This is a genomic window from Pseudomonas sp. TAE6080, assembly GCF_018732265.1.
Lineage (GTDB): Bacteria > Pseudomonadota > Gammaproteobacteria > Pseudomonadales > Pseudomonadaceae > Aquipseudomonas > Aquipseudomonas brenneri.
In genome coordinates, this window is record NZ_JAHIDY010000056.1 from 1 (window position 1) to 21,343 (window position 21,343).

Genomic DNA, 21,343 nt, shown 5'->3' on the forward strand with positions numbered 1-21,343 from the left:
TGCTGAGGCTGCTAGCTGAAACTGTCCAACTTTTCGGGGGCAGTCCATTCGACCGTATTCCACCTTTGAAATGAGGTCGAATGTGGGAGCGGGCTTGCTCGCGAAGAGGCCAGCCAGGTCTCCCTGAAGAATCCCAAAAAAAACGCCACAGACCAAAGGCCCGTGGCGTTTTTTCAATGCAACCACCGCTTACACGGTATGCAGGTACCAGTTGTACTCAAGGTCGGAGATGGAGTGTTCGAACTCTTCCAGCTCACTTTCCTTGCAGGCGACGAAGATATCGATGTATTTCGGATCGATGTACTTGGCCATCACCTCGCTGTCGTCCAACTCGCGCAGGGCATCACGCAGGTTGTTCGGCAGGCTTTGCTCGTTCTGCTCGTAGCTGTTGCCTTCCACCGGTGCGCCAGGTTCGATCTTGTTGGTCAGACCGTGGTGCACGCCTGCCAGGACCGAAGCCATCAGCAGGTAAGGGTTGGCGTCGGCGCCGGCCACACGGTGTTCGATACGTACCGCGTCGGACGAGCCGGTCGGTACGCGAATCGCCACGGTGCGGTTGTCCAGGCCCCAGCACGGCGAGTTCGGCACGTAGAACTGTGCGCCGAAACGACGGTAGGAGTTGACGTTGGGGCACAGGAAAGCCATTTGTGCAGGCAGGGTCTCCAGCACACCGCCGATCGCGTGACGCAATGCGGCGTTCTGCTCGGGATCCTCGCTGGCAAAGATGTTCTTGCCGTCTTTGTCCAGGATCGAAATATGCACGTGCAAACCGTTGCCTGCCTGGCCCGGGTAAGGCTTGGCCATGAAGGTGGTATCCATCTCATGGTCGTAGGCAATGTTCTTGATCAAACGCTTGAGCAGTACCGCGTAGTCGCATGCCTTGATCGGGTCGGCGACGTGGTGCAGGTTCACTTCGAACTGCGCCGGGGCACTTTCCTTGACGATGGCGTCAGCAGGGATGCCTTGCTCTTTGGCACCTTCCAGAATGTCCTGGAGGCAGTCGACGTATTCGTCGAGGTCGTCGATCAGGTAGACCTGTGTCGAGTGCGGGCGTTTGCCGGAAATCGGCGAGCGGGGAGGTTGTGGCCGGCCGTTCACGTTCTCCTGGTCGATCAGGTAGAACTCAAGCTCGAAGGCAGCGCAGATGGTCAGGCCTAGATCGTCAAACTTGGTTACAACTTGGCGGAGCACTTCACGCGGATCGGCGAAGAAAGGTTCACCTTCAAGTTCGTGCATGGTCATCAGCAGTTGCGCGGTAGGGCGCTTTTGCCAGGGTTCATTGCACAGGGTATCGGGGATTGGATAACAGATTCGGTCAGCATCACCGATGTCCAGGCCCAGGCCGGTGCTTTCCACCGTCGAGCCATTGATATCCAGGGCAAATAAAGAGGCCGGCAGGTTAATGCCTTTCTCGTAAACCTTGTGGAGGCTGGTGCGTTCGATGCGCTTACCGCGCACCACACCATTCATATCCGCAATTAGAAGGTCTACGTACAGAACCTCAGGATGATCCTTAAGGAACGCGTTCGCTTCGTTAAGCTGAACGGCACGCGGGGGTACCGACATGATGCAACACCTTTGTTGTTAAAAATATCAATCATTGATCTTTTCTGGTTTCAGTCAACCCGAACGGCTTGCCGAAGTCAAGCGAGGCCTTTTTTGCCCTAAAAAAGCGCCTTGGGGGCTTTTTTGCGGCTTTTTTGGGCAGTTTTGCCAGTTTGACCGGCTTGGGACTAGCAGGCTTGAGCGGGCCGTGTTGTATTTTTTACGGGGGTGTTGTGTAAAAAAATGAACAAGGCTAAGCTCGATTCAAACCCATAACAGCAATAATACCGGGGTGCTTCATGTCTGGCCTGCCGTTAATCGGCGTCACCGCCTGCTCCAAACAGGTTGGTCTGCATGCTTATCACATCAGTGGCGACAAATACGTCCGCGCCGTGGCCATCGCTGCCAAGGGCTTGCCATTGATTATTCCGTCCCTGGCGGATCTGTTCGATCCGGCCAATATTCTTGACGGCCTGGACGGCATTCTCTTTACCGGTTCCCCCTCCAATATCGAACCCTTTCACTACGACGGCCCGGCCAGTGCGCCAGGAACCGCCCATGATCCTGCACGGGACCAAAACACCCTGCCGCTGATTCGCGCCGCGATTGCCGCAGGCGTGCCGGTGCTGGGGATTTGCCGGGGTTTCCAGGAAATGAACGTGGCCCTGGGCGGCAGCCTGCACCAGAAGGTTCATGAACTGCCGGGCATGATGGATCACCGCGAAGACGACACCCAGCCGCTGGAAGTCCAGTACGGCCCGGCGCACGCCGTGGCGATCAGCCCGGGCGGTGTATTGGCGAGCCTGGGCTTGCCGGACACGATCCAGGTCAACTCGATCCACAGCCAGGGCGTTGACCGCCTGGCACCCGGCCTGCTGGTCGAAGCGCGCGCGCCGGATGGCCTGGTCGAAGCTTTTTCGCTCAAACAGGGCAAGGCTTTTGCAGACGCTTTTGCATTAGGAGTGCAATGGCACCCTGAATGGCAGGTAAGCTCCAACCCGTACTACCTCGCGATCTTCCAGGCATTTGGCGATGCCTGCCGAAAGCGGGCGAAACAAAGAGACGCGCACGCGTCAAACAACGCCTGACCTTTAATGGATGTCAGGAAACCCAGCCCAGAGGCATTTATGAGTAACAACCTCGACCAGCTCACCGATTGGTTGAAAGACCACAAGATCACAGAAGTCGAATGCATGATTGGCGACCTCACGGGGATCACCCGGGGCAAGATCTCGCCGACCAACAAGTTCATTGCCGAAAAAGGCATGCGCCTGCCCGAGAGCGTTCTGTTGCAGACCGTGACCGGCGACTATGTCGAAGACGACATCTATTACGAACTGCTCGACCCGGCCGACATCGACATGATCTGCCGCCCCGACCAGAACGCCGTGTTCCTCGTGCCCTGGGCCATCGAACCCACCGCCCAGGTGATCCACGACACCTACGACAAGCAAGGCAACCCGATCGAGCTGTCGCCGCGCAACGTGCTCAAGAAAGTCCTCAAGCTCTACGCCGACAAAGGCTGGCAGCCCATCGTGGCGCCGGAGATGGAGTTCTACCTGACCAAGCGTTGCGAAGACCCGGACTTCCCGCTGCAACCGCCGATTGGCCGCTCTGGCCGCCCGGAAACCGGTCGCCAGTCCTTCTCTATAGAAGCGGCCAACGAATTCGACCCATTGTTCGAAGACGTCTACGACTGGTGCGAGCTGCAAGAGCTGGACCTTGACACGCTGATCCACGAGGACGGCACGGCGCAGATGGAAATCAACTTCCGTCACGGCGATGCCCTGTCCCTGGCCGACCAGATCCTGGTGTTCAAGCGCACCATGCGTGAAGCCGCGCTCAAGCACGACGTTGCCGCCACCTTCATGGCCAAGCCCATGACCGGCGAACCCGGCAGTGCCATGCACTTGCACCAGAGCATCATCGACATCGCTACTGGCAAGAACGTGTTCTCCAATGAGGACGGTTCCAAGAGCGAGCTGTTCCTGCACCACATTGGCGGCCTGCAGAAGTTCATTCCCGAGCTGTTGCCGCTGTTCGCCCCCAACGTCAACTCGTTCCGCCGCTTCCTGCCCGACACCTCGGCGCCGGTGAACGTGGAGTGGGGCGAAGAGAACCGCACCGTCGGCCTGCGCGTACCGGATGCCGGCCCGCAGAACCGTCGCGTGGAAAACCGCCTGCCGGGCGCCGATGCCAACCCGTACCTGGCGATCGCCGCCAGCTTGCTGTGCGGCTATATCGGCATGGTCGAAGGCATCAGCCCGAGTGCGCCGGTGGTCGGTCGTGGTTACGAACGGCGCAACCTGCGCCTGCCGTTGACTATCGAAGACGCGCTGGAGCGCATGGAAAACAGCAAGACCATCGAGAAATACCTGGGTCACAAATTCATCACTGGCTACGTCGCGGTCAAGCGGGCCGAGCATGAAAACTTCAAGCGCGTGATCAGTTCGTGGGAGCGGGAATTCCTGCTCTTCGCCGTCTGATGCGCCGGGTGCGGCCGGGATGGGCCGCACCTTCACCTGCTACTTTTGGAGATTGGTATGTCCAGCAACAACCCGCAAACCCGTGAATGGCAAGCCCTGAGCAACGATCACCACCTGGCGCCGTTCAGCGACTTCAAGCAATTGAAAGAAAAAGGCCCGCGCATCATCACCAACGCCAAGGGCGTGTACCTGTGGGACAGCGAAGGCAACAAGATCCTCGACGGCATGGCCGGCCTGTGGTGTGTGGCCATCGGTTATGGCCGTGACGAGCTGGCTGACGCCGCCGCCAAGCAGATGAAACAACTGCCTTACTACAACCTGTTCTTCCAGACCGCCCACCCGCCGGTGCTGGAACTGGCCAAGGCCATCGCCGATATCGCCCCCGCCGGCATGAACCATGTGTTCTTCACCGGCTCCGGCTCCGAAGGCAACGACACCATGTTGCGCATGGTCCGCCACTACTGGGCGATCAAGGGCCAGCCGAACAAGAAAACCATCATCAGCCGCAAGAACGGTTACCACGGCTCCACCGTGGCCGGCGCGAGCCTGGGCGGCATGACGTATATGCACGAGCAGGGCGACTTGCCGATCCCGGGTATCGTGCATATCGCGCAGCCGTACTGGTTCGGTGAAGGCGGCGACATGAGCCCTGAAGAATTCGGGATCTGGGCTGCCAACCAACTGGAAGAAAAAATCCTCGAAGTCGGCGTGGACAACGTCGGTGCCTTTATTGCCGAGCCGATCCAGGGTGCCGGTGGCGTGATCGTGCCGCCAGCGACCTACTGGCCGCGCATCAAGGAAATCCTCGCCAAGTACGACATCCTGTTTGTCGCCGACGAAGTGATCTGTGGCTTTGGCCGTACCGGTGAGTGGTTCGGTAGCGATTTCTACGATCTCAAGCCGGACATGATGACCATCGCCAAGGGCCTGACCTCGGGCTATATCCCCATGGGCGGCCTGATCGTGCGCGACGAAGTGGTGGCGGTGCTCAACGAAGGGGGCGATTTCAACCACGGCTTCACCTACTCCGGGCACCCGGTGGCGGCTGCGGTGGCCCTGGAAAACATCCGCATCATGCGCGATGAAAAAATTGTCAGCCGCGTCCATGACGAAACGGCACCGTATTTGCAAAAGCGTCTACGCGAGCTGGCGGATCATCCGTTGGTGGGCGAAGTACGTGGTGTCGGCATGTTGGGTGCGATCGAGCTGGTTAAGGACAAGGCAACGCGCAAGCGTTATGAAGGAAAAGGCGCCGGCATGATCTGCCGCACCTTCTGCTTCGAGAATGGCCTGATCATGCGCGCCGTGGGCGACACCATGATCATTTCGCCGCCGCTGGTGATCAGCAAGGCCGAGATTGACGAGCTGGTGACCAAGGCTCGCCAGTGCCTGGACCTGACTTTGGCGGCATTGCAGGGCTAAGTGCTAGGCTCAGGAAGCAGTGGCCTGCGGCTGCTGCGTCCGGGCGGTTATAAAAGAGTGGGGCTTTGGTTGAAAGCCGGCCCCTGAACTTGCCAGACTGTCGCCCTGTTTTGTCGCCCTTCGACGGGCCATGAAACGTAGAAAGATGTGGCCCAAAAAAGAAAAATTGGAGCATGACCGAATGAAGGCATTAGGTTTGAAGAACGCTGGCAAGACCCTCCTGGCCTTGTCCCTGATGGGCGCAATGGCCGGCACGGCCCAGGCTGCCGACAAAGTGCTGCACGTCTACAACTGGTCCGACTACATTGCACCGGACACCGTCGCCAACTTTGAGAAAGAGTCTGGCATCAAGGTGGTGTACGACGTTTTCGACAGCAACGAAACCCTGGAAGCCAAGCTGTTGGCGGGCAAGTCCGGCTACGACATCGTCGTACCGTCGAACAACTTCCTGGCCAAGCAGATCAAGGCCGGTGTGTACCAGGAGCTGGACAAGTCCAAGCTGCCAAACTGGAAAAACCTCGATACCGACCTGCTCAAGGCCGTGGGCGATGCCAGTGACAAAGGCAACAAATATGCATTCCCGTACATGTGGGGCACCATCGGCATCGGCTACAACCCGGACAAGGTCAAGGCTGCGCTGGGCGTCGACAAGATCGACTCGTGGGATGTGCTGTTCAAGCCCGAGAACATCGAAAAACTCAAAAGCTGTGGCGTGAGCTTCCTCGACTCGCCGACCGAAATGATCCCGGTGGCCCTGCATTACCTGGGTTACCCGACCGACAGCCAGGACAAGAAACAGCTGGCTGAAGCCGAAGCGCTGTTCCTCAAGATCCGTCCTTCGGTGGGCTACTTCCACTCCTCCAAGTACATCTCGGACCTGGCCAACGGCAACATCTGCGTAGCCGTGGGTTATTCGGGTGACCTGGAACAATCCAAGTCCCGCGCGGCTGAAGCCGGTGGCAAGGTCAAGGTTTCCTACACCATTCCGAAGGAAGGCGCAGGCAGCTTCTATGACATGGTCGCCATCCCTAAAGATGCCGAGAACCTGGACGCCGCCTACCAGTTCATGAACTACCTGATGAAGCCTGAAGTCATGGCCGCCATCACCAACAGCGTACGCTTCCCGAACGGTAACAAGGCTGCCACGCCGCTGGTGAACAAGGATATCTCGGGCGATCCGAGCATCTATCCGTCGGATGATGTGAAGGCCAAGCTGTATGCAATCAGCGATCTGCCAGCCGCGACCCAGCGTCTGCTGACGCGCAGCTGGACCAAGATCAAATCGGGTAAATAAGCACGAACCTGTAGGAGCGAGCTAGCTCGCGAAAAACTCAAATGCGCCGCGGGGTGCCTGATGCCCCGCGTTATCGTTGACGACCTTCGCGAGCAAGCTCGCTCCTACAAAAAATTAAATGACAGAAAGTTTTGCCGGATCGGTTTATCGAGGGTAAGTTGCGCGCCGGTTTTGTTGCCGGGCAACAACTTCGGGCCCAACTATTTAAGAGGACCTCCACTTGCCAATTTCTTTATTTCGCAAAGCCTTGCTGGTAGGGGCAGGCCTCACGTTGGCAGTCAGCGTGCAGGCAGCTTCCACCGTGCATGTTTATAACTGGTCGGACTATATCGGTCCCGACACCCTGGCCAACTTTGAAAAGGCCACTGGCATCAAGCCGGTCTACGACGTGTTTGACTCCAACGAAACCCTGGAAGGCAAGTTGCTGGCCGGACGCACCGGGTATGACGTGGTGGTGCCGTCCAACCACTTCTTGGGCAAGCAGATCAAGGCCGGTGCGTTCCAGAAGATCGACAAGTCGTTGCTGAGCAACTACGCCAATCTTGACCCGGCGCTGCTCAAGCGCCTGGAAAAGAACGACCCGGGCAACCAGTACGCCGTGCCTTACCTGTGGGGTACCAACGGCATTGGTTACAACGTCGATAAAGTGAAGGAAGTGCTGGGCGTCGACAAGATCGATTCCTGGGCTGTGCTGTTCGAGCCGGAAAACATGAAGAAGCTGGCCAGTTGCGGCGTGTCCTTCATGGACTCGGCCGATGAAATGCTGCCGGCGGTGCTCAACTACATGGGCCTGGACCCTAACAGCACCAACCCGGCGGACTACAAGAAAGCCGAGGAAAAACTGCTGAAAGTGCGTCCCTACGTGACCTACTTCCACTCATCCAAATATATCTCGGACCTGGCCAACGGCAATATCTGCGTGGCCGCCGGGTTCTCCGGCGATGTGTTCCAGGCCAAGGCCCGCGCGGCCGAGGCCGGTAAGGGCGTGAACATCGCCTACGCGATTCCGAAAGAAGGCGGCAACCTGTGGTTTGACGTGCTGGCGATCCCCAAGGACTCGACCAACGTCAAGGAGGCCCACGCCTTCATCAACTATCTACTGCAACCTGAAGTGATCGCTCAGGTCAGTGATTACGTCGGCTACGCCAACCCTAACCCAGGGGCGGACACGCTGATGGAGCAATCGATACGCACCGACGAAGCGGTTTATCCACCGCAGGCGGTTCTCGACCGGACGTTTGTCAACTTCGAGCTACCCCCGAAAGTGCAACGCTTGATGACCCGTAGCTGGACCAAGGTCAAGACGGGCAAGTAAGGCTCAAATTATCCAAGGTTCGTCCGTATTGGACGTTCCGCACTCTTTTTTCTGGGAGTTTCGTAAATGGCAGTTGCCTCCGGCGCCTATAAGAAAGCCCTCGAGGGCGACCAGACACCGAAAAAGGTGTTGGTCAAAATCGACCGGGTCACGAAGAAGTTCGACGAGACGATTGCCGTGGACGATGTGTCCCTGGAAATCAAGAAAGGCGAGATCTTCGCCTTGCTCGGCGGTTCGGGTTCGGGCAAGTCCACCTTGCTGCGCATGCTCGCAGGTTTCGAGCGCCCGACCGAAGGGCGGATTTTCCTCGACGGTGTGGATATCACCGACATGCCGCCCTACGAGCGGCCGATCAACATGATGTTCCAGTCCTACGCCTTGTTCCCACACATGACCGTGGCGCAGAACATCGCCTTCGGCCTGCAACAGGACAAGATTCCCAAGGCCGAGGTCGAGGCCCGCGTGGCCGAGATGCTCAAGCTGGTGCAGATGAGCCAGTACGCCAAGCGCAAGCCGCACCAGTTGTCTGGCGGCCAGCGTCAGCGCGTGGCATTGGCCCGTTCCCTGGCCAAGCGCCCGAAACTGCTGCTGCTCGATGAGCCGATGGGCGCCCTGGACAAGAAGCTGCGCTCGCAGATGCAACTGGAGCTGGTGGAAATCATCGAGCGCGTCGGCGTGACCTGCGTGATGGTGACCCACGACCAGGAAGAGGCCATGACCATGGCCGAGCGCATCGCAATCATGCACCTGGGCTGGATCGCGCAGATCGGCAGCCCGATCGACATCTACGAAACCCCCACCAGCCGCCTGGTGTGCGAGTTCATCGGCAACGTCAACATCTTCGACACCGTAGTAGTGGATGACGCCGAAGGCCATGCGGTACTCAAGTGCGCCGACCTGGATCGCGATATCTACGTGGGTTATGGCATCGCCACGTCGGTGGAAGACAAGTCGGTGACCTACGCCATCCGCCCGGAAAAACTGCTGGTCACCACCGAAATGCCGACCTGCGAGCACAACTGGTCCAGCGGCAAGGTGCATGACATTGCCTACCTGGGCGGCCATTCGGTGTTCTACGTCGAACTGCCGAGCGGCAAGCTGGTGCAGTCCTTCGTCGCCAACGCCGAACGTCGTGGCGCGCGGCCGACCTGGGGTGACCAGGTCTACGTGTGGTGGGAAGACGACAGCGGCGTGGTACTTCGCTCATGAACATGAAGAAATTCAAACGGCGACTGCACCGAATAATTCCCAGCGGCAAACAGGTGGTCATCGGGATTCCATTCCTGTGGCTGTTCATGTTCTTCATGCTGCCGTTCTTCATCGTCCTGAAGATCAGCTTTGCCGAAGCCGACGTGGCGATCCCGCCCTACACCGAGATCTACACCTACATCGAGCAGAAGCTGGAGGTGGTGCTCAACCTGGCCAACTACAGCCTGCTGGCCGGCGACGAGTTGTACATCGCCGCCTACCTGGGCTCGCTGAAAATGGCGTTTTTCAGCACGGCGCTCTGCCTGCTGATCGGCTACCCGATGGCCTACGCCATCGCCAGTGCGCGCAAAGAGATGCAGACCGTGCTGGTGCTGCTGATCATGATGCCGACCTGGACCGCGATCCTGATCCGCGTGTATGCGTGGATGGGCATCCTCAGCAACAACGGCTTGCTCAATGGTTTCCTGATGTCCATGGGCCTGATCAACGAACCGTTGCAGATCCTCAACACCAACATCGCGGTGTATATCGGCGTGGTCTATTCGTACCTGCCGTTCATGATCCTGCCGCTGTACGCCAACCTGGTCAAACATGACCAGAGCCTGCTGGAAGCGGCCTCGGACCTGGGTTCGAGCACCTTCAACAGCTTCTGGAAAATCACCGTGCCGCTGTCCAAGAACGGCATCATCGCCGGCTGCATGCTGGTGTTCATCCCGGTGGTGGGCGAGTTCGTGATCCCGGAACTGCTGGGCGGCCCGGAAACCCTGATGATCGGTAAAGTGTTGTGGCAAGAGTTCTTCAACAACCGCGACTGGCCGGTGGCGTCTGCCCTGGCGGTGGTGATGCTGGCGATCCTGATCGTGCCGATCATTCTGTTTAACCGCAGCCAAGCCAAAGAGATGGAGGGCAAGGTATGAAGCGCTTCAGTTTCTCCAGCTTCATGCTGGTCGTAGGGCTGCTGTTCATCTACCTGCCGATGCTGATCCTGGTGATCTATTCGTTCAACGAATCGAAACTGGTGACGGTGTGGGGTGGTTGGTCGATCAAGTGGTACGTGGGCCTGCTGGACAACACCCAGTTGATGGGCTCGGTGGCCCGCTCCCTGGAAATCGCCTGCTACACGGCGGTGGCTGCGGTGGCGCTGGGTACGTTGGCGGCGTTTGTGCTGACCCGTATCAGCCAGTTCAAGGGCCGCACGCTGTTCGGCGGCCTGGTGACGGCGCCGTTGGTGATGCCGGAAGTGATCACCGGTCTGTCGCTATTGCTGCTGTTCGTGGCCATGGCGCAGATGATCGGTTGGCCCCAGGAGCGTGGCATTGTCACCATCTGGATCGCCCACACCACGTTCTGTGCGGCGTACGTGGCGGTGGTGGTGTCGGCGCGCCTGCGTGAGCTGGACCTGTCGATCGAAGAAGCGGCCATGGACCTCGGTGCGCGGCCGTGGAAGGTGTTCTTCCTGATCACCATCCCGATGATCGCGCCGTCGTTGGCGGCGGGCGGCATGATGTCGTTCGCGTTGTCGCTGGATGACTTGGTACTGGCCAGCTTCGTCTCGGGCCCGGGCTCCACCACTTTGCCGATGGAAGTGTTCTCGGCGGTGCGCCTTGGGGTCAAACCCGAGATCAACGCCGTGGCCAGCCTGATCCTGCTGGCGGTGTCGCTGGTGACGTTCCTGGTGTGGTACTTCAGCCGTCGCGCTGAAGAGCGGCGCAAGAAGGCGATCCAGCAAGCCATTGAAGAAGCGGCAGCGGATGGCTGGAAACAGCCGGATGTGCGCCGCGCGCCCGCACCGGTCTAAAAATGTGGGAGCTGGCTTGCCTGCGATGGCAGAGTGTCAGTCACTGAAGATGTGACTGAACCACCGCTATCGCAGGCAAGCCCGCTCCCACACTTGATTGCATTTCAAGTTGATTAGGCAGTCCACGGCGACTGGCGAATCACCTCGACAAAGTTCAGTGGTTTAAACCCCGGCTCCTGATCCACCAACACATCGGTCTTCACGTTGCCAAACGTGGTCTGCGGGCGATGGCGCAAGCCGTCGGCAAACGCGCAGATGATGCACTCCTTGAACCCTTCGCCCCGTGGATGCGCATGCACCACCGCTTCGCGCTGCACGTGGCTAAAGGCGGCGTAGTCCATGCCCAGCACATCCATCTCCACACCGGCCGTGACCAGCGCGACAGTGGGGCGCAGGTGCTGGGGCACGCCAGGGGTGGTGTGCAGGGCGATGGACAGCCACACCTGCTCGATATCGTCGTCGCTTAAACCGTAGGGCTTGAGAAAGTCGGCGGCAGCGTTGGCACCGTCTACTTCAAAGCGTTCGTTGTCACTGCGATGGCCTGCCACCAGGCCCAGGTCGTGGAACATCGCGCCGACGTAGAGCAGCTCCGGGTTGTAGGCCAGTTGCTTGCGTTCACCGCTGAGCGCGCCGAACAGGAAGACGCGGCGGGAGTGGTGGTAGAGCAGGTCGGATTCAATGTCGCGGATGTACTCGGTGGTAGCCTTGGCCAGGGCGCTGTCGGGGATTTTGATGCCGGCGATGGTGGTGCTCATGGTCATGGTCCTCAAGAAAGCGCTGGGTTGGCGCTGATGAGTGCAGTTTGGTCGCGCCTGTGCGCGAGGGCCATCGCGATGAGGATGCGATCCCGGCCAATGTGCGGTCACATCGTGCCACGTGAAATCGGCTAGGGTGTAGCAGGCACTGCTATCCCTTGAAGCCTGCAACAATCCAAATGTTTCTTCGTTTATTCCGATAGAAAGGTGTGCCATCCATGCACAAAACCGTCGCCATCCTGATCTTCCCCGGCGTCCAGTCACTGGATGTGACCGGTCCCATGGACGTGTTCTGCGAGGCCAATCGATTCCTGGAGCCTGCGGATCATTACCAGCTCGAAGTCATCGGCCAGGTCCAGGGCAACATTACCTGTTCCAACGGTCTGTCATTGCAGGCCCACATCCATTACAGCGATGCGCTGCAAGCCTATGACCTGTTGCTGGTAGCCGGAGGCCCGCAGTTGCCCTTCGAGGATTTCGGCCCGGCGTTCAATCGGTGGTTGCAAGGCGCCAGCGCCAGGGCTCGGCGTTTCGGCTCGATCTGCAATGGCGCGTTCATGCTCGCGCGTGCCGGTTTGCTGGAGGGGCGCACGGTCACCACGCACTGGGGCGACGCGGCGGATCTGGCGCGCCTGTGCCCCTCGACCCGGGTCGACGCCGACCGCCTGTACGTGCAAGACGCCAACCTCTACACCTCGGCCGGGGTCACGGCGGGCATCGATCTGTCGTTGTACCTGCTGGCCCAGGACCACGGCCCGGAAGTGGCCTTGAGCGTGGCCAAGCGCCTGGTGGTGTTTACCCAGCGTAGCGGCGGGCAGTCACAGTTCAGCCCGTTCCTGACACCCCATGCCGAATCTTCTTCGGCCGTGGCGCAGGTGCAGTTGTACGTGCTGGCGAACCTGACCGGCGACCTGGGCATTGCCGACCTGGCCCGCGCAGCCAACATGAGTGCGCGCAATTTCTCGCGGGTATTTGCCCGTGAGGCGCGAATCACCCCGGCAGAATTTGTCGAGCGGGCGCGGGTGGATGCGGCGCGGGTGATGCTCGAAAGCAGCAGCGCGCCGCTCAAGACCGTGGCCTATCAATGCGGCTTTCGTGATGCCCAGCACCTGCGCAGTGTGTTCAACCGCCGGCTGGGTGTGACGCCGCAGCAGTTTCGGCTCAACTTTGCGGCGCCGGTTTGAGCGTGTCGTAGGCTTCCAGCGCGCGCAGCGAGTAGATGTAGGCGGCACCGGCATTCAGTGAGATGGCAGTGGCCAAGGTTGCGGCGACTTCTTCGCGGGTGGCGCCGGCCTTGATTGCGGCGTCGGCATGCACGCCGATGCAACCGTCGCAGCGAGTGGTGATCGCTACTGCAATCGAGATCAGTTCGCGGGTCTTGGCATCCAGGACGTTGTTTTCCTCGGCGGCTTCGCCGAGCGCCATGTAGGCTTTGACCATCTTCGGGTTGCTCTTGCCCAGTGTGCCAAAGGCTTTCTTCACGGTAGGCAGCAAGTCGGACCAGTTATTGAACATTGCGATAACTCCTGAACGGGTTGGGTGTGAAGCCAGTGTGTTCCGTCCGGGTTTGGCGGTATTGTTCGATCCGCTCAACTTTTTGACCGATATTCGCAAATGAACGCTATCGACACCCTGATCACCCTGGCCAACCTGCGCGGCAGCCTCGATGTACGTTGCCAGTTCCAGGGCGACTGGGCCCTGGATCATGCGCCCGAATCCCTGGGCGTGGCGCCGTATCACATTGTGCTCAGTGGCACCTGCCGCGCCGAGCTTTCGGGCGGGCAACGAGTGACCCTGGAGGAGGGCGACATCCTGCTGTTGCCCGGCGGCGCGACTCACCTGTTGCGTAGCCAGGGCGCGACGGTGCCGGCGATGTTACCCAGGGTGATCGACGACGGCGTCCTCACGGTGCATCGCCTGGGTGGCGATCAGCCGGAGGTGGAGATGCTCTGTGGCAGCTTTCACTACAACCGCCAGTCGTTGCTGTTCGCGGCCTTGCCGGCGTATCTGGTGGTGTCCAGCCGGCAATGGCAGGCCGACGGGCAACTGGCAGCCCTGATTGCCCTGATGCGCAGCGAAGCGGATGGCGAGCGGCTTGGTGCGCGGTCGTTCATCGATGCGCTGTCGGTGGCCCTGTTCACTTTGCTGGTGCGCGCCTGGCTGGCACAACAAGCGCCGCTGGCGGGGACGTTTGCCTTGCTCACCGACAAACGCCTTGGCCGCGCCTGGCAGGCGATGCTGGCCGAGCCCGGGCATGACTGGACCATCGACAGCCTGGCCGGCGCGGCGTCGATGTCCCGGGCCACGTTCATGCGTGCGTTTGTCAAAGTGGCGGGCGTATCGCCGTGGGTGCTGCTGACCCAGTTGCGCATGGAGCTGGCGTTCAACCTGTTGCAGCAGTCGCGGTTGAGCCTGACGGATATCGCGGCCCGGGTGGGTTATCAATCCCAGGCGGCGTTCAGCAAGAAATTCAAGGAGGCGTATGGCCAGGCCCCCGGTCGAATGCGCAACGCAGATTAAAATTGTGGGAGGGGCGTTTCGTCAGGGCTGCTGTGGGGGGCGGGCCGGCAATAGCTTGAGGGTGCCGCGAGTATTGGCCTGGACCTCTTCTTCATCAAAATGCGCTTGCTCGTACCCGCCCTCGATGTAGGTCTCGGCCTGGTCGGCATAGTGCTTGTCGAACGGCACGCCGCTTTGCCCGACCGGGTTGATGGTCAGTGCGTGGGCGGCGTCGGCGAAGTCGACCAGGCGCCGGGTAGACGGACCATAAGTCACCGGCCATGGCGCCGGGCCAATGATTGCGGACAGGTTGTTCGGCACTTCGTGGCTGCCCGGTGAGGCAAACGGGCCGACATTGACGATCTGGTCCAACGGCTTCTTGATGCCCAGTGGATGGCCGTGGGTCAGGGTATGTGCCTTGCCCCACTGCCATTGGGCCGGGTCGTCGCCGAAGGTGGTTTTCAGATGGGCCAGGCTCTTGTCCCAGGCGCGCTTGACGGTCTCGGTGCGCTGCCCGTTCCACCACGGCGACTCGGCGGCAGCGGCCAGGCGCGGCAATGCAGCGTCGATCACGCGGGTGGTGATCAGGGTTTTGAACATGTCGTCACCCAACTTGGGGCGAAAGGCCGCGTCCGTCAGGTCATACAGCAACTGGTTGAACACGGTGGCCGGGATCGACTCCACCGGGTAGTCACCTTTCCACGTGGCCAGTTGCTCCACCAGTTTGAGCTCGGACGGATCCTTGACCACCTCACGCAGCACCGGCAACAGCGGCGCCAGCAGGCGGGGCCCGTAGGCGGTGGTGGTGCCCAGTTGCAGGGCCTGGCTGTTGTCCAGGTTCCATTTGACCTGGTTGTCGCTCAACTGCGCGTTCAACTGTTGGCCGCGGTCCGCCAGGTTGTAATAGCCGGGGATCTGCATGCCGGTGGACGATACCGGCTGGGCATTGGCCGAGACCACATAACCACGCGCCGGGTTTTCTTCCTGGGGGTTGGCGCTGAACGGGTAGAAGCCCAGCTTGTCAGCCTGAGGCGTGCTGCCGTCGAGGATAAACCCGGCATTGGCACCCGCCGGGCGGATCGGCAACTGCGCGGCTGCCCACCAGCCGATATCGCCCTTGGCATTGGCCCACACGATATTCAGCCCCGGTGCATGTACCTTGGCCACGGCCTGACGGGCCTTGGCCAGCGTGTCGGCGCGGTTGAGTTGGTAGAACCCGTCGAGGATCGGGTTTTCGGTGTCGAGGAACGCCCACCACATGGCAATCGGTGTCGTGCCGGCGTTGGCACCGAGCACGTCGTTGATGATCGGGCCGTGGGGCGAGCGGCGCAGGGTCAACGTCACCGGGGCCTGGCCCTTGACGGCGATCTGCTGTTCGCTGCTGGTCATATCGACCCATTGGCCGCGGTACCACACCTGGTTGGGATTATCCGGGTTGACCTTCTCGGCGATCAGGTCGAGGTCGTCGTTCTGGAACATCGTCAGGCTCCAGCCAAACGCTTTGTTGTGCCCCAGGAACGCCACCGGCACCAACGCATTGTGATAGCCATAGAGTTCGAAGCCAGGCGCCGACAGGTGCGCCTCGTACCACACCGACGGTACCGAGAAACGGATATGCGTGTCGCCCGCCAGCAACGGCTTGCCGCTCTTGGTGCGATTGCCGCTGATGGCCCAGGCGTTGCTGCCTTCGAACTGCGGCAGGCCGTTGTCGGCCAGGGCCTGCTCGCTGAGGCGGGCGATGGCGCCGAGGTCTTGCCAGTCACCGGCGGCCAGGCCGAGGTCGCCCTTGGCTTTCCAGTCGAGGTCAAACACCTTCAGGTAGTCGCTGCCCAGTTGGTCTCGCACATAAGTCAGCAACGGCTCTGTACGAAAGGCTGCGGCAAAGCTGTAGGCCAGGTAGCCGGCGATGCTGATGGTGTCTTCGGCGGTGAACGGCCGCTTGGGGATGCCCAGTACGTCAAACTCCATGGGGCTGGCGTGGTTGTCCTGATATTGGTTGATCCCGTCCAGATAGGCTTGCAGGGCCTTCCAGTGCGGTGACTGGCGGTCCATCTGCGCCGCGTAGGTGGCGGCGCGCTCGCGGATGCGCAGGCTGCGGAACAGTTTGTCGGTGTCCAGCAACTTGGCGCCCAGCACTTCGGCCAGCTCGCCCTGGGCCAGGCGCCGCATGATTTCCATCTGGAACAGACGGTCCTGGGCGTGCACATAACCCAGGGCGCGATACAGGTCAGCCTCGTTCTCGGCGCGGATGTGCGGCACGCCCCGGTCGTCGTAGCGCACCGTGACCGAGCCCTGCAGGTTGGCCAGCTCCACCGTGCCCTGGCGGGTGGGTTGCTTGCTGTAGACATACCAGCCGGCCCCGAGGGCGATCAACACCAGCAGGGCCGCGAGACCCGACAAGACGCGCTTCATGAACAATCCTTATTATTAGAAGTGGGACTTTTAGCCTTGTGGCCAGGAACAATAGCAGCCCACCGCCAGGGTGTGGGTCGCATTCACCGCCCGCCCGCTCTTGAGCGCCTGCAGGATCGGTTCGATAAAGCTGTTGCTCGAATTACAGGTCAGGCCCTCACTGTAAGGGCCGAAGTACGCCAGTTTGCCATTGCTGTCCCAGATGCCGACCGCCGGGCTGGCGGGCACTTGGTCGGCGCCGGGCAAGGTGGTGAGGATTTTCATGGCGCCAAGGGTTGCGGGCAATTGGCCGTGGCTGCCGGTTTTTTGCAGGGCATAGAATTCCACGCCCTGGGGCGCGTATTGCTCGATCAGTTCACTCAGGTGCTGTTGGTTGCCGACATTGCACGGGCAGGCCGGGTCCCAAAAGTGCACCAGGCGGATCGGGCCGGGGCCTGCCAGGTCGTCCGGCAGGCGCAGCAGGTCGCCGGAAAACACCGCCGTATGCTCGCTGAATGCCCGCAGATAGCGACCCTGGAACCAGTCATACGCGGCCCACAGCACGGCGGCGCAGATCAGCAGGATCAGGCTGGCGAGCAGGGCGGTGCGGTAGGGTTTTCGCATTCAGAGCAATCCTCGAAGGTCGCGTAGCTTGCCATGCTTGCCCTGACAGATGAATATCGCGACTCGATATTCATCTGTCAGGGCTGTGAAGCCCTAGTCTGGAAGTTCTTATGCCCGTTACCTTTGACCCCGATCATCTGCGCGAAAGCTTGCGGCCTTTGGTGGACGCGCAGCCGCTTTCGGCCGAGGCCAGGGTCTACCAGCGCTTCTATGGGCTGGACCTGGCTGCGCGCAAAGAGCCAGTGATCAGTCGCCTGGGGCGCTTCGAGGTGGACGGGTTTACGGTGGTCAGCCAGGTCTGGTGGCCGGCGAAACCTGTGGCCACACTGTTTATGTTCCACGGTTTCTACGACCACATGGGGCTGTACCGCAGCGTAGTGGAGTGGGGCCTGGACCAGGGTTTCGTAGTGATTGCCTGCGACTTGCCGGGCCATGGCCTGTCCAGCGGCGTGCGTGCCAGCATCGATGATTTTGCGGTGTACCAGCAGGTGGTGAACGGCTTGTTCGAACAGGCCGACGCGCTGCAACTGCCCAAGCCCTGGCATCTGTTCGGGCAAAGCACCGGCGGGGCGATTGTGGTGGACCATCTGCTCAACCATGGCCCGGACAGCCCGGCGCAAGGCCAGACCTTCCTGCTGTCGCCGCTGGTGCGGCCGCGAGCCTGGGGCTGGTCGCAGCTCAGTTATTACCTGCTCAAGCCGTTCGTCAAAGGCATCGCCCGGCGTTTCAGCGATAACAGCAATGACCCGGCCTTTCGCCCGTTCCTCGAAGCCGACTCCTTGCAGCCACGACAACTGCCCACCGCCTGGGTGGGTGCGCTGGCGCGCTGGATCAAGCGCATCGAAGCTGCGCCACGCAGCACGCGACGGCCACTGATCGTGCAGGGCGAGGAGGATATGACCGTGGATTGGCAGCACAACTTGCAGGTGCTGCGCGGCAAGTTCGATCAGCCGCAGATCCTGATGTTGCCGCGTGGGCGGCATCACTTGGCAAATGAATTGCCTGAAATCCGCGAGCAATACTTCAAGTTCCTCACCGACCACCTGAAATAACCCTGCACCCCTGTAGGAGCGAGCTTGCTCGCGAAAAACTCAAGGACACTGCGTTTAACCAGGCAGCGCGCGTTATCGTTGACGTTCTTCGCGAGCAAGCTCGCTCCTACAGGGGGCGGGGCGTCAGGGGGCCAGGCTGGAGGTGCTTTGGCCGACCGCCAGGCCGGCGCGGATCGCTGCCAGCGCCGCTTGGTAATACGCCTTGCCTTCCGGGGACTCGGCAAACGTGGCGAACTCTTCCAGCTCCGGGTCTGACAAGTCCCTATACACATACAACAAGGTGTTGTTCAGGTCATTGCCGATCTGCTGCATCAAGCGCTCGCGCTGACCGTTCAACATACTCTGCGCCTGACCGCCGCCCAACAGGCCGGGGATCATCTGGCTCAGGCTGTCTGCTGCCACGCCGGCAATCGCCAGGCTGACCTCGGCCCCGGCTTCGCGGGCTGGCAGGGCCTGGGCCAGGTGGCCGATGATCAGGCTACGGGTGGCGTCGGCCTGGATCTTCGGCAAGCCCTGGGCATTCTTGGCCAACTGGTCACGGCGGGTCGCCAGCAATTCGGCGGCGACAATCTTGCGCCCCAGCGGCGACTGGAAAAACGCCAGCGCGGGTTTTGGATCGGCCAGGTTCTGGCGCAACTGGGCTTCAGCCCGCTGATCCATGGCCTTGGGGGCGAAGCGTTTATTGCTGTTGTCCACCAGTGCCTGGTACACCGCCGGCGGCAAGCTGTTGCGGTAGCGCTGCTGGGCGGCACTCAAGGCGTCACTGAAATGCGCACGTTGTTGCGGCCAGCCGGCGACCGTGTACAACTGGTCATGGCTGTCTGCCCAGGCGGGCAACACGCAGAACATCAGCAAGGATAAAAACAAACGACGCATAGGGACTCCTGTCAGTCGGCCACTATTGTCCGTGTCGGGCGTAGGATTTGTCGAGAAGTCCTATCAGTTGCCTGACTAAAGTGTATCGAGGTGCTCGGCGGCGCTGTCGGTTTTCCAGGCGTATGGATACTATGCGCGCCATGCAAATATCCCCTGATGACCCGCTGCTGCTACGCATCGTCGACGACCTGGCCGTGAAAGGCTGGTCGCAGCAGAACATCTTCCTGCCAGAGGCTCTGACCCTGGAACTGGCGGCTGAGTGCCATAAACGTGCCGTTGAAGGTGAATTGGCACCGGCCGCTGTCGGACGCGGGCCGGCCCAGGAGATTCGCGAGGGGATCCGTGGCGACCATATCCAATGGCTGGAGCCCGGCCAGGCGGCTATCTGCGACCGCTACCTGGTGTTGATGGACAGCCTGCGGCTGGCGATGAACCGGGGGCTGTTCCTGGGCCTGGAAGAGTTTGAATGCCACTTCGCGATGTACCCGCCGGGGGCGTTCTACCTCAAGCACCTCGACCGTTTTCGCGACGATGACCGGCGCATGGTCTCGGCGGTGGTCTACCTGAACCAGGACTGGCTGCCCGAGCATGGCGGCCAGTTACGCATGTACCTCAAGGATGGTGTCGAACACGACGTGGACCCCACCGGCGGGTGCCTGGTGGTATTCCTGTCGGGGGAAGTACCCCACGAAGTCCTGCCTGCCCATCGCGAGCGCCTGTCCCTGACCGGCTGGTTTCGCCGGCGGGGCAACGAGCCGTTTTGAGCATGCAAAAGATTCTGGTCAGCCGCTGCCTGCTGGGGCATCGCGTACGTTATGACGGCGGGTCGAGCGGGCCGTTCGACCAACTGGCCGCCTGGCAGGCCGAAGGCCGGGTGGTTGCGGTGTGCCCGGAAGTAGCTGGCGGTTTGCCTACGCCACGCCCGTCTGCCGAGATTCCGGGCGGGCAGGGGATGGATGTGTGGGAAGGTCGTGCGCAAGTGCTGACTGCCGATGGCGAGGACTTCAGCGAAGCCTTTCTCGATGGGGCGCGGCAGGCACTGGCCCTGGTGCAGCGCCATGGCATCCGCATCGCCGTGCTCAAGGCCAACAGCCCCTCATGCGGCAATCTGCTGACTTATGACGGCACGTTCAGTGGGGTGAAAGTCACGGGCGAAGGGGTGACGGCAGCGTTGCTCAAGCGCCATGGGGTGCAGGTGTTCAGCGAGTTGGAGTTGTCCGAGGCGGCGGTAGCCCTGGACCAGCTCTCAAACCCCACCTGAATCCAATCTAGGACCAGCCTTTTTGTGGGAGCGGGCCCTCTCCCCACACACAAACCTGGTCCCACATTGGTTATTTGGCAGGTTTGCTGGTGTCAGCCTCCAGCCACTTTTCCGACAGCGCCGCCAGCCGCCCATCAGCCTTGATGCGCTCCAGCGCCTTGTCCAGGCTCGACTTGAACGCCGGGTTGCCCTTCTGGAACGGGATGGCCAGGGTCAACGTGGCCTTGGCATCGACACGGCTGCGCAGGTCCACACCCGCGGTGGGCTTGGCGGCAAATTGGCTGCTGGTGAGGGTGTCGAGGTTGCCCAGCAGACGCTTTTGTTGCTTGTTCGCAAGCATCTGGGCATTGGCATAGCTATACGGCACGCTGAAATCGAAACGATCCTGCAGTTGCGTAGTCACAGCGATGTGGTTAATCGCCACGTCGTACTTGCCGCTCTCTACACCGGGCAGCAAGTCGCTGTCGTCGGTGGTGATAAAGGAGGCACGTACGTCCATTTCCCGCGCCAGCAACTCACCCAGCTCCACTTCAAAACCGGTGAGTTTGTCGCCTTCCTTGAAGTTGAAGGGTGGCGTATCGGCTTCGAGGGCAATGCGCAGTTCCCCGCGGTCAAACACGTCGTCGAACAGTTCGGCGTGAGCCAAGGGGCTCAGAAGAGGCAGCAAAAGTAACAGGCCAGGCAAAAAGCGCATGGTCACTCCTAAAGAATTCGAAGGTGCGAGACGCGGTTCAGGCTCGCTTTGCTATGGTGTCGAGTGCCTTGGACAACGTTTCGTCACTAAGTTGTCATAACCCTACAGATTTCACAGAAAAA

The 21,343-nt window shown here is 60.7% G+C and carries 20 protein-coding genes; 13 read left to right on the forward strand and 7 right to left on the reverse strand.

The genetic code is table 11. The features are described 5' to 3' along the window. Nucleotides 1-189: 189 nt before the first annotated feature. Nucleotides 190-1,566, reverse strand: coding sequence for a glutamine synthetase family protein (locus tag KL786_RS26850; RefSeq protein WP_032858908.1), 1,377 nt, complete (start codon nt 1,564-1,566; stop codon nt 190-192). 278 nt (nt 1,567-1,844) lie between these two features. On the opposite strand from KL786_RS26850, the gene KL786_RS26855 reads away from it, so the two are divergent. From KL786_RS26855 to KL786_RS26890, 8 genes are all read left to right on the forward strand, one after another. Further along, on the forward strand, nt 1,845-2,633 hold the full coding sequence (locus tag KL786_RS26855) for a gamma-glutamyl-gamma-aminobutyrate hydrolase family protein (RefSeq protein WP_215519507.1): 789 nt from the start codon (nt 1,845-1,847) through the stop codon (nt 2,631-2,633). Between the two features lie 39 nt (nt 2,634-2,672). Then, nucleotides 2,673-4,031: a glutamine synthetase family protein gene (locus KL786_RS26860; protein ID WP_038444282.1), complete on the forward strand. Its 1,359-nt coding sequence runs from the start codon at nt 2,673-2,675 to the stop codon at nt 4,029-4,031. Nucleotides 4,032-4,088: 57 nt separating this feature from the next. Then, nucleotides 4,089-5,453 (forward strand): aspartate aminotransferase family protein, encoded by a 1,365-nt coding sequence (locus KL786_RS26865; RefSeq protein ID WP_215519508.1) that lies wholly within the window; start codon nt 4,089-4,091, stop codon nt 5,451-5,453. A gap of 181 nt (nt 5,454-5,634) precedes the next feature. Continuing rightward, on the forward strand, nt 5,635-6,747 hold the full coding sequence (locus KL786_RS26870; RefSeq protein WP_215519509.1) for a polyamine ABC transporter substrate-binding protein: 1,113 nt from the start codon (nt 5,635-5,637) through the stop codon (nt 6,745-6,747). A 220-nt stretch (nt 6,748-6,967) separates the two neighbouring features. After that, nucleotides 6,968-8,062: a polyamine ABC transporter substrate-binding protein gene (locus KL786_RS26875; RefSeq protein ID WP_032858901.1), complete on the forward strand. Its 1,095-nt coding sequence runs from the start codon at nt 6,968-6,970 to the stop codon at nt 8,060-8,062. Between the two features lie 66 nt (nt 8,063-8,128). Further along, nucleotides 8,129-9,271, forward strand: a complete 1,143-nt coding sequence (locus tag KL786_RS26880) for an ABC transporter ATP-binding protein (protein WP_029289449.1) — start codon at nt 8,129-8,131, stop codon at nt 9,269-9,271. Beyond that, complete coding sequence (locus KL786_RS26885) at nt 9,268-10,188, forward strand: ABC transporter permease subunit (protein ID WP_032858900.1); 921 nt, start codon at nt 9,268-9,270, stop codon at nt 10,186-10,188. Before KL786_RS26880 ends, KL786_RS26885 begins: the two co-directional genes overlap by 4 nt. Then, nucleotides 10,185-11,069, forward strand: coding sequence for an ABC transporter permease subunit (locus KL786_RS26890; protein ID WP_029289445.1), 885 nt, complete (start codon nt 10,185-10,187; stop codon nt 11,067-11,069). The genes KL786_RS26885 and KL786_RS26890 overlap by 4 nt, the downstream gene beginning before the upstream one ends. Before the next feature lie 113 nt (nt 11,070-11,182). Here KL786_RS26890 and KL786_RS26895 read toward each other — a convergent pair whose 3' ends face one another. Beyond that, a complete protein-coding gene (locus tag KL786_RS26895; RefSeq protein WP_215519510.1) occupies nt 11,183-11,824 on the reverse strand; it encodes an HD domain-containing protein in 642 nt (213 codons plus the stop codon). Nucleotides 11,825-12,042: 218 nt separating this feature from the next. On the opposite strand from KL786_RS26895, the gene KL786_RS26900 reads away from it, so the two are divergent. Then, a complete protein-coding gene (locus tag KL786_RS26900) occupies nt 12,043-13,008 on the forward strand; it encodes a GlxA family transcriptional regulator (RefSeq protein ID WP_215519511.1) in 966 nt (321 codons plus the stop codon). Here KL786_RS26900 and KL786_RS26905 read toward each other — a convergent pair. Then, on the reverse strand, nt 12,986-13,339 hold the full coding sequence (locus tag KL786_RS26905; protein WP_028618364.1) for a carboxymuconolactone decarboxylase family protein: 354 nt from the start codon (nt 13,337-13,339) through the stop codon (nt 12,986-12,988). The two genes, KL786_RS26900 and KL786_RS26905, sit on opposite strands and share 23 nt — an antisense overlap. Nucleotides 13,340-13,438: 99 nt before the next feature. Here KL786_RS26905 and KL786_RS26910 point away from each other — a divergent pair, with 99 nt between their 5' ends. After that, nucleotides 13,439-14,344 carry an AraC family transcriptional regulator gene (locus KL786_RS26910; RefSeq protein WP_215519512.1) on the forward strand — a complete coding sequence of 302 codons (906 nt, stop codon included), beginning with the start codon at nt 13,439-13,441 and terminating at the stop codon, nt 14,342-14,344. A gap of 21 nt (nt 14,345-14,365) precedes the next feature. Here the strand turns inward: KL786_RS26910 and KL786_RS26915 are convergent, their stop codons facing one another. Continuing rightward, nucleotides 14,366-16,735 (reverse strand): penicillin acylase family protein, encoded by a 2,370-nt coding sequence (locus tag KL786_RS26915; RefSeq protein ID WP_215519513.1) that lies wholly within the window; start codon nt 16,733-16,735, stop codon nt 14,366-14,368. Nucleotides 16,736-16,765: 30 nt separating this feature from the next. Then, nucleotides 16,766-17,338, reverse strand: coding sequence for a DUF6436 domain-containing protein (locus KL786_RS26920; protein WP_215519514.1), 573 nt, complete (start codon nt 17,336-17,338; stop codon nt 16,766-16,768). A gap of 110 nt (nt 17,339-17,448) precedes the next feature. Between KL786_RS26920 and bipL the strand changes: the two genes are divergently transcribed. After that, nucleotides 17,449-18,390 (forward strand): phospholipase BipL, encoded by a 942-nt coding sequence (bipL, locus tag KL786_RS26925; protein ID WP_215519515.1) that lies wholly within the window; start codon nt 17,449-17,451, stop codon nt 18,388-18,390. Nucleotides 18,391-18,513: 123 nt separating this feature from the next. On the opposite strand, the gene KL786_RS26930 is transcribed toward bipL, so the two are convergent. Continuing rightward, complete coding sequence (locus tag KL786_RS26930; RefSeq protein ID WP_215519516.1) at nt 18,514-19,266, reverse strand: DUF2059 domain-containing protein; 753 nt, start codon at nt 19,264-19,266, stop codon at nt 18,514-18,516. Nucleotides 19,267-19,397: 131 nt separating this feature from the next. On the opposite strand from KL786_RS26930, the gene KL786_RS26935 reads away from it, so the two are divergent. Together KL786_RS26935 and KL786_RS26940 are read left to right on the forward strand one after the other, a co-directional pair. Next, the gene (locus KL786_RS26935) at nt 19,398-20,030 is read left to right on the forward strand and encodes a 2OG-Fe(II) oxygenase (protein ID WP_215519517.1); all 633 of its coding nucleotides are present in this window, start codon (nt 19,398-19,400) and stop codon (nt 20,028-20,030) included. Between the two features lie 2 nt (nt 20,031-20,032). Next, nucleotides 20,033-20,527, forward strand: a complete 495-nt coding sequence (locus tag KL786_RS26940; protein ID WP_215519518.1) for a 2-thiouracil desulfurase family protein — start codon at nt 20,033-20,035, stop codon at nt 20,525-20,527. 70 nt (nt 20,528-20,597) lie between these two features. Here KL786_RS26940 and KL786_RS26945 read toward each other — a convergent pair whose 3' ends face one another. Continuing rightward, entirely contained in the window at nt 20,598-21,221 is a 624-nt protein-coding gene (locus tag KL786_RS26945) for a transporter substrate-binding domain-containing protein (RefSeq protein WP_215519519.1), read from the reverse strand. Nucleotides 21,222-21,343: the final 122 nt, after the last annotated feature.

Excerpts from the sequence above, each read along its gene's own strand:
- KL786_RS26945 (WP_215519519.1), bottom strand. The coding sequence starts at position 21,221 with ATGCGCTTTTTGCCTGGCCTGTTACTTTTGCTGCCTCTTCTGAGCCCC.
- KL786_RS26860 (WP_038444282.1), top strand. The coding sequence starts at position 2,673 with ATGAGTAACAACCTCGACCAGCTCACCGATTGGTTGAAAGACCACAAG.
- KL786_RS26900 (WP_215519511.1), top strand. The coding sequence starts at position 12,043 with ATGCACAAAACCGTCGCCATCCTGATCTTCCCCGGCGTCCAGTCACTG.
- KL786_RS26890 (WP_029289445.1), top strand. The coding sequence starts at position 10,185 with ATGAAGCGCTTCAGTTTCTCCAGCTTCATGCTGGTCGTAGGGCTGCTG.
- KL786_RS26915 (WP_215519513.1), bottom strand. The coding sequence starts at position 16,735 with ATGAAGCGCGTCTTGTCGGGTCTCGCGGCCCTGCTGGTGTTGATCGCC.
- KL786_RS26895 (WP_215519510.1), bottom strand. The coding sequence starts at position 11,824 with ATGAGCACCACCATCGCCGGCATCAAAATCCCCGACAGCGCCCTGGCC.
- KL786_RS26855 (WP_215519507.1), top strand. The coding sequence starts at position 1,845 with ATGTCTGGCCTGCCGTTAATCGGCGTCACCGCCTGCTCCAAACAGGTT.
- KL786_RS26865 (WP_215519508.1), top strand. The coding sequence starts at position 4,089 with ATGTCCAGCAACAACCCGCAAACCCGTGAATGGCAAGCCCTGAGCAAC.
- KL786_RS26935 (WP_215519517.1), top strand. The coding sequence starts at position 19,398 with ATGCGCGCCATGCAAATATCCCCTGATGACCCGCTGCTGCTACGCATC.
- KL786_RS26880 (WP_029289449.1), top strand. The coding sequence starts at position 8,129 with ATGGCAGTTGCCTCCGGCGCCTATAAGAAAGCCCTCGAGGGCGACCAG.
- KL786_RS26930 (WP_215519516.1), bottom strand. The coding sequence starts at position 19,266 with ATGCGTCGTTTGTTTTTATCCTTGCTGATGTTCTGCGTGTTGCCCGCC.
- KL786_RS26885 (WP_032858900.1), top strand. The coding sequence starts at position 9,268 with ATGAACATGAAGAAATTCAAACGGCGACTGCACCGAATAATTCCCAGC.
- bipL (WP_215519515.1), top strand. The coding sequence starts at position 17,449 with ATGCCCGTTACCTTTGACCCCGATCATCTGCGCGAAAGCTTGCGGCCT.
- KL786_RS26905 (WP_028618364.1), bottom strand. The coding sequence starts at position 13,339 with ATGTTCAATAACTGGTCCGACTTGCTGCCTACCGTGAAGAAAGCCTTT.
- KL786_RS26870 (WP_215519509.1), top strand. The coding sequence starts at position 5,635 with ATGAAGGCATTAGGTTTGAAGAACGCTGGCAAGACCCTCCTGGCCTTG.
- KL786_RS26910 (WP_215519512.1), top strand. The coding sequence starts at position 13,439 with ATGAACGCTATCGACACCCTGATCACCCTGGCCAACCTGCGCGGCAGC.
- KL786_RS26940 (WP_215519518.1), top strand. The coding sequence starts at position 20,033 with ATGCAAAAGATTCTGGTCAGCCGCTGCCTGCTGGGGCATCGCGTACGT.
- KL786_RS26850 (WP_032858908.1), bottom strand. The coding sequence starts at position 1,566 with ATGTCGGTACCCCCGCGTGCCGTTCAGCTTAACGAAGCGAACGCGTTC.
- KL786_RS26920 (WP_215519514.1), bottom strand. The coding sequence starts at position 17,338 with ATGCGAAAACCCTACCGCACCGCCCTGCTCGCCAGCCTGATCCTGCTG.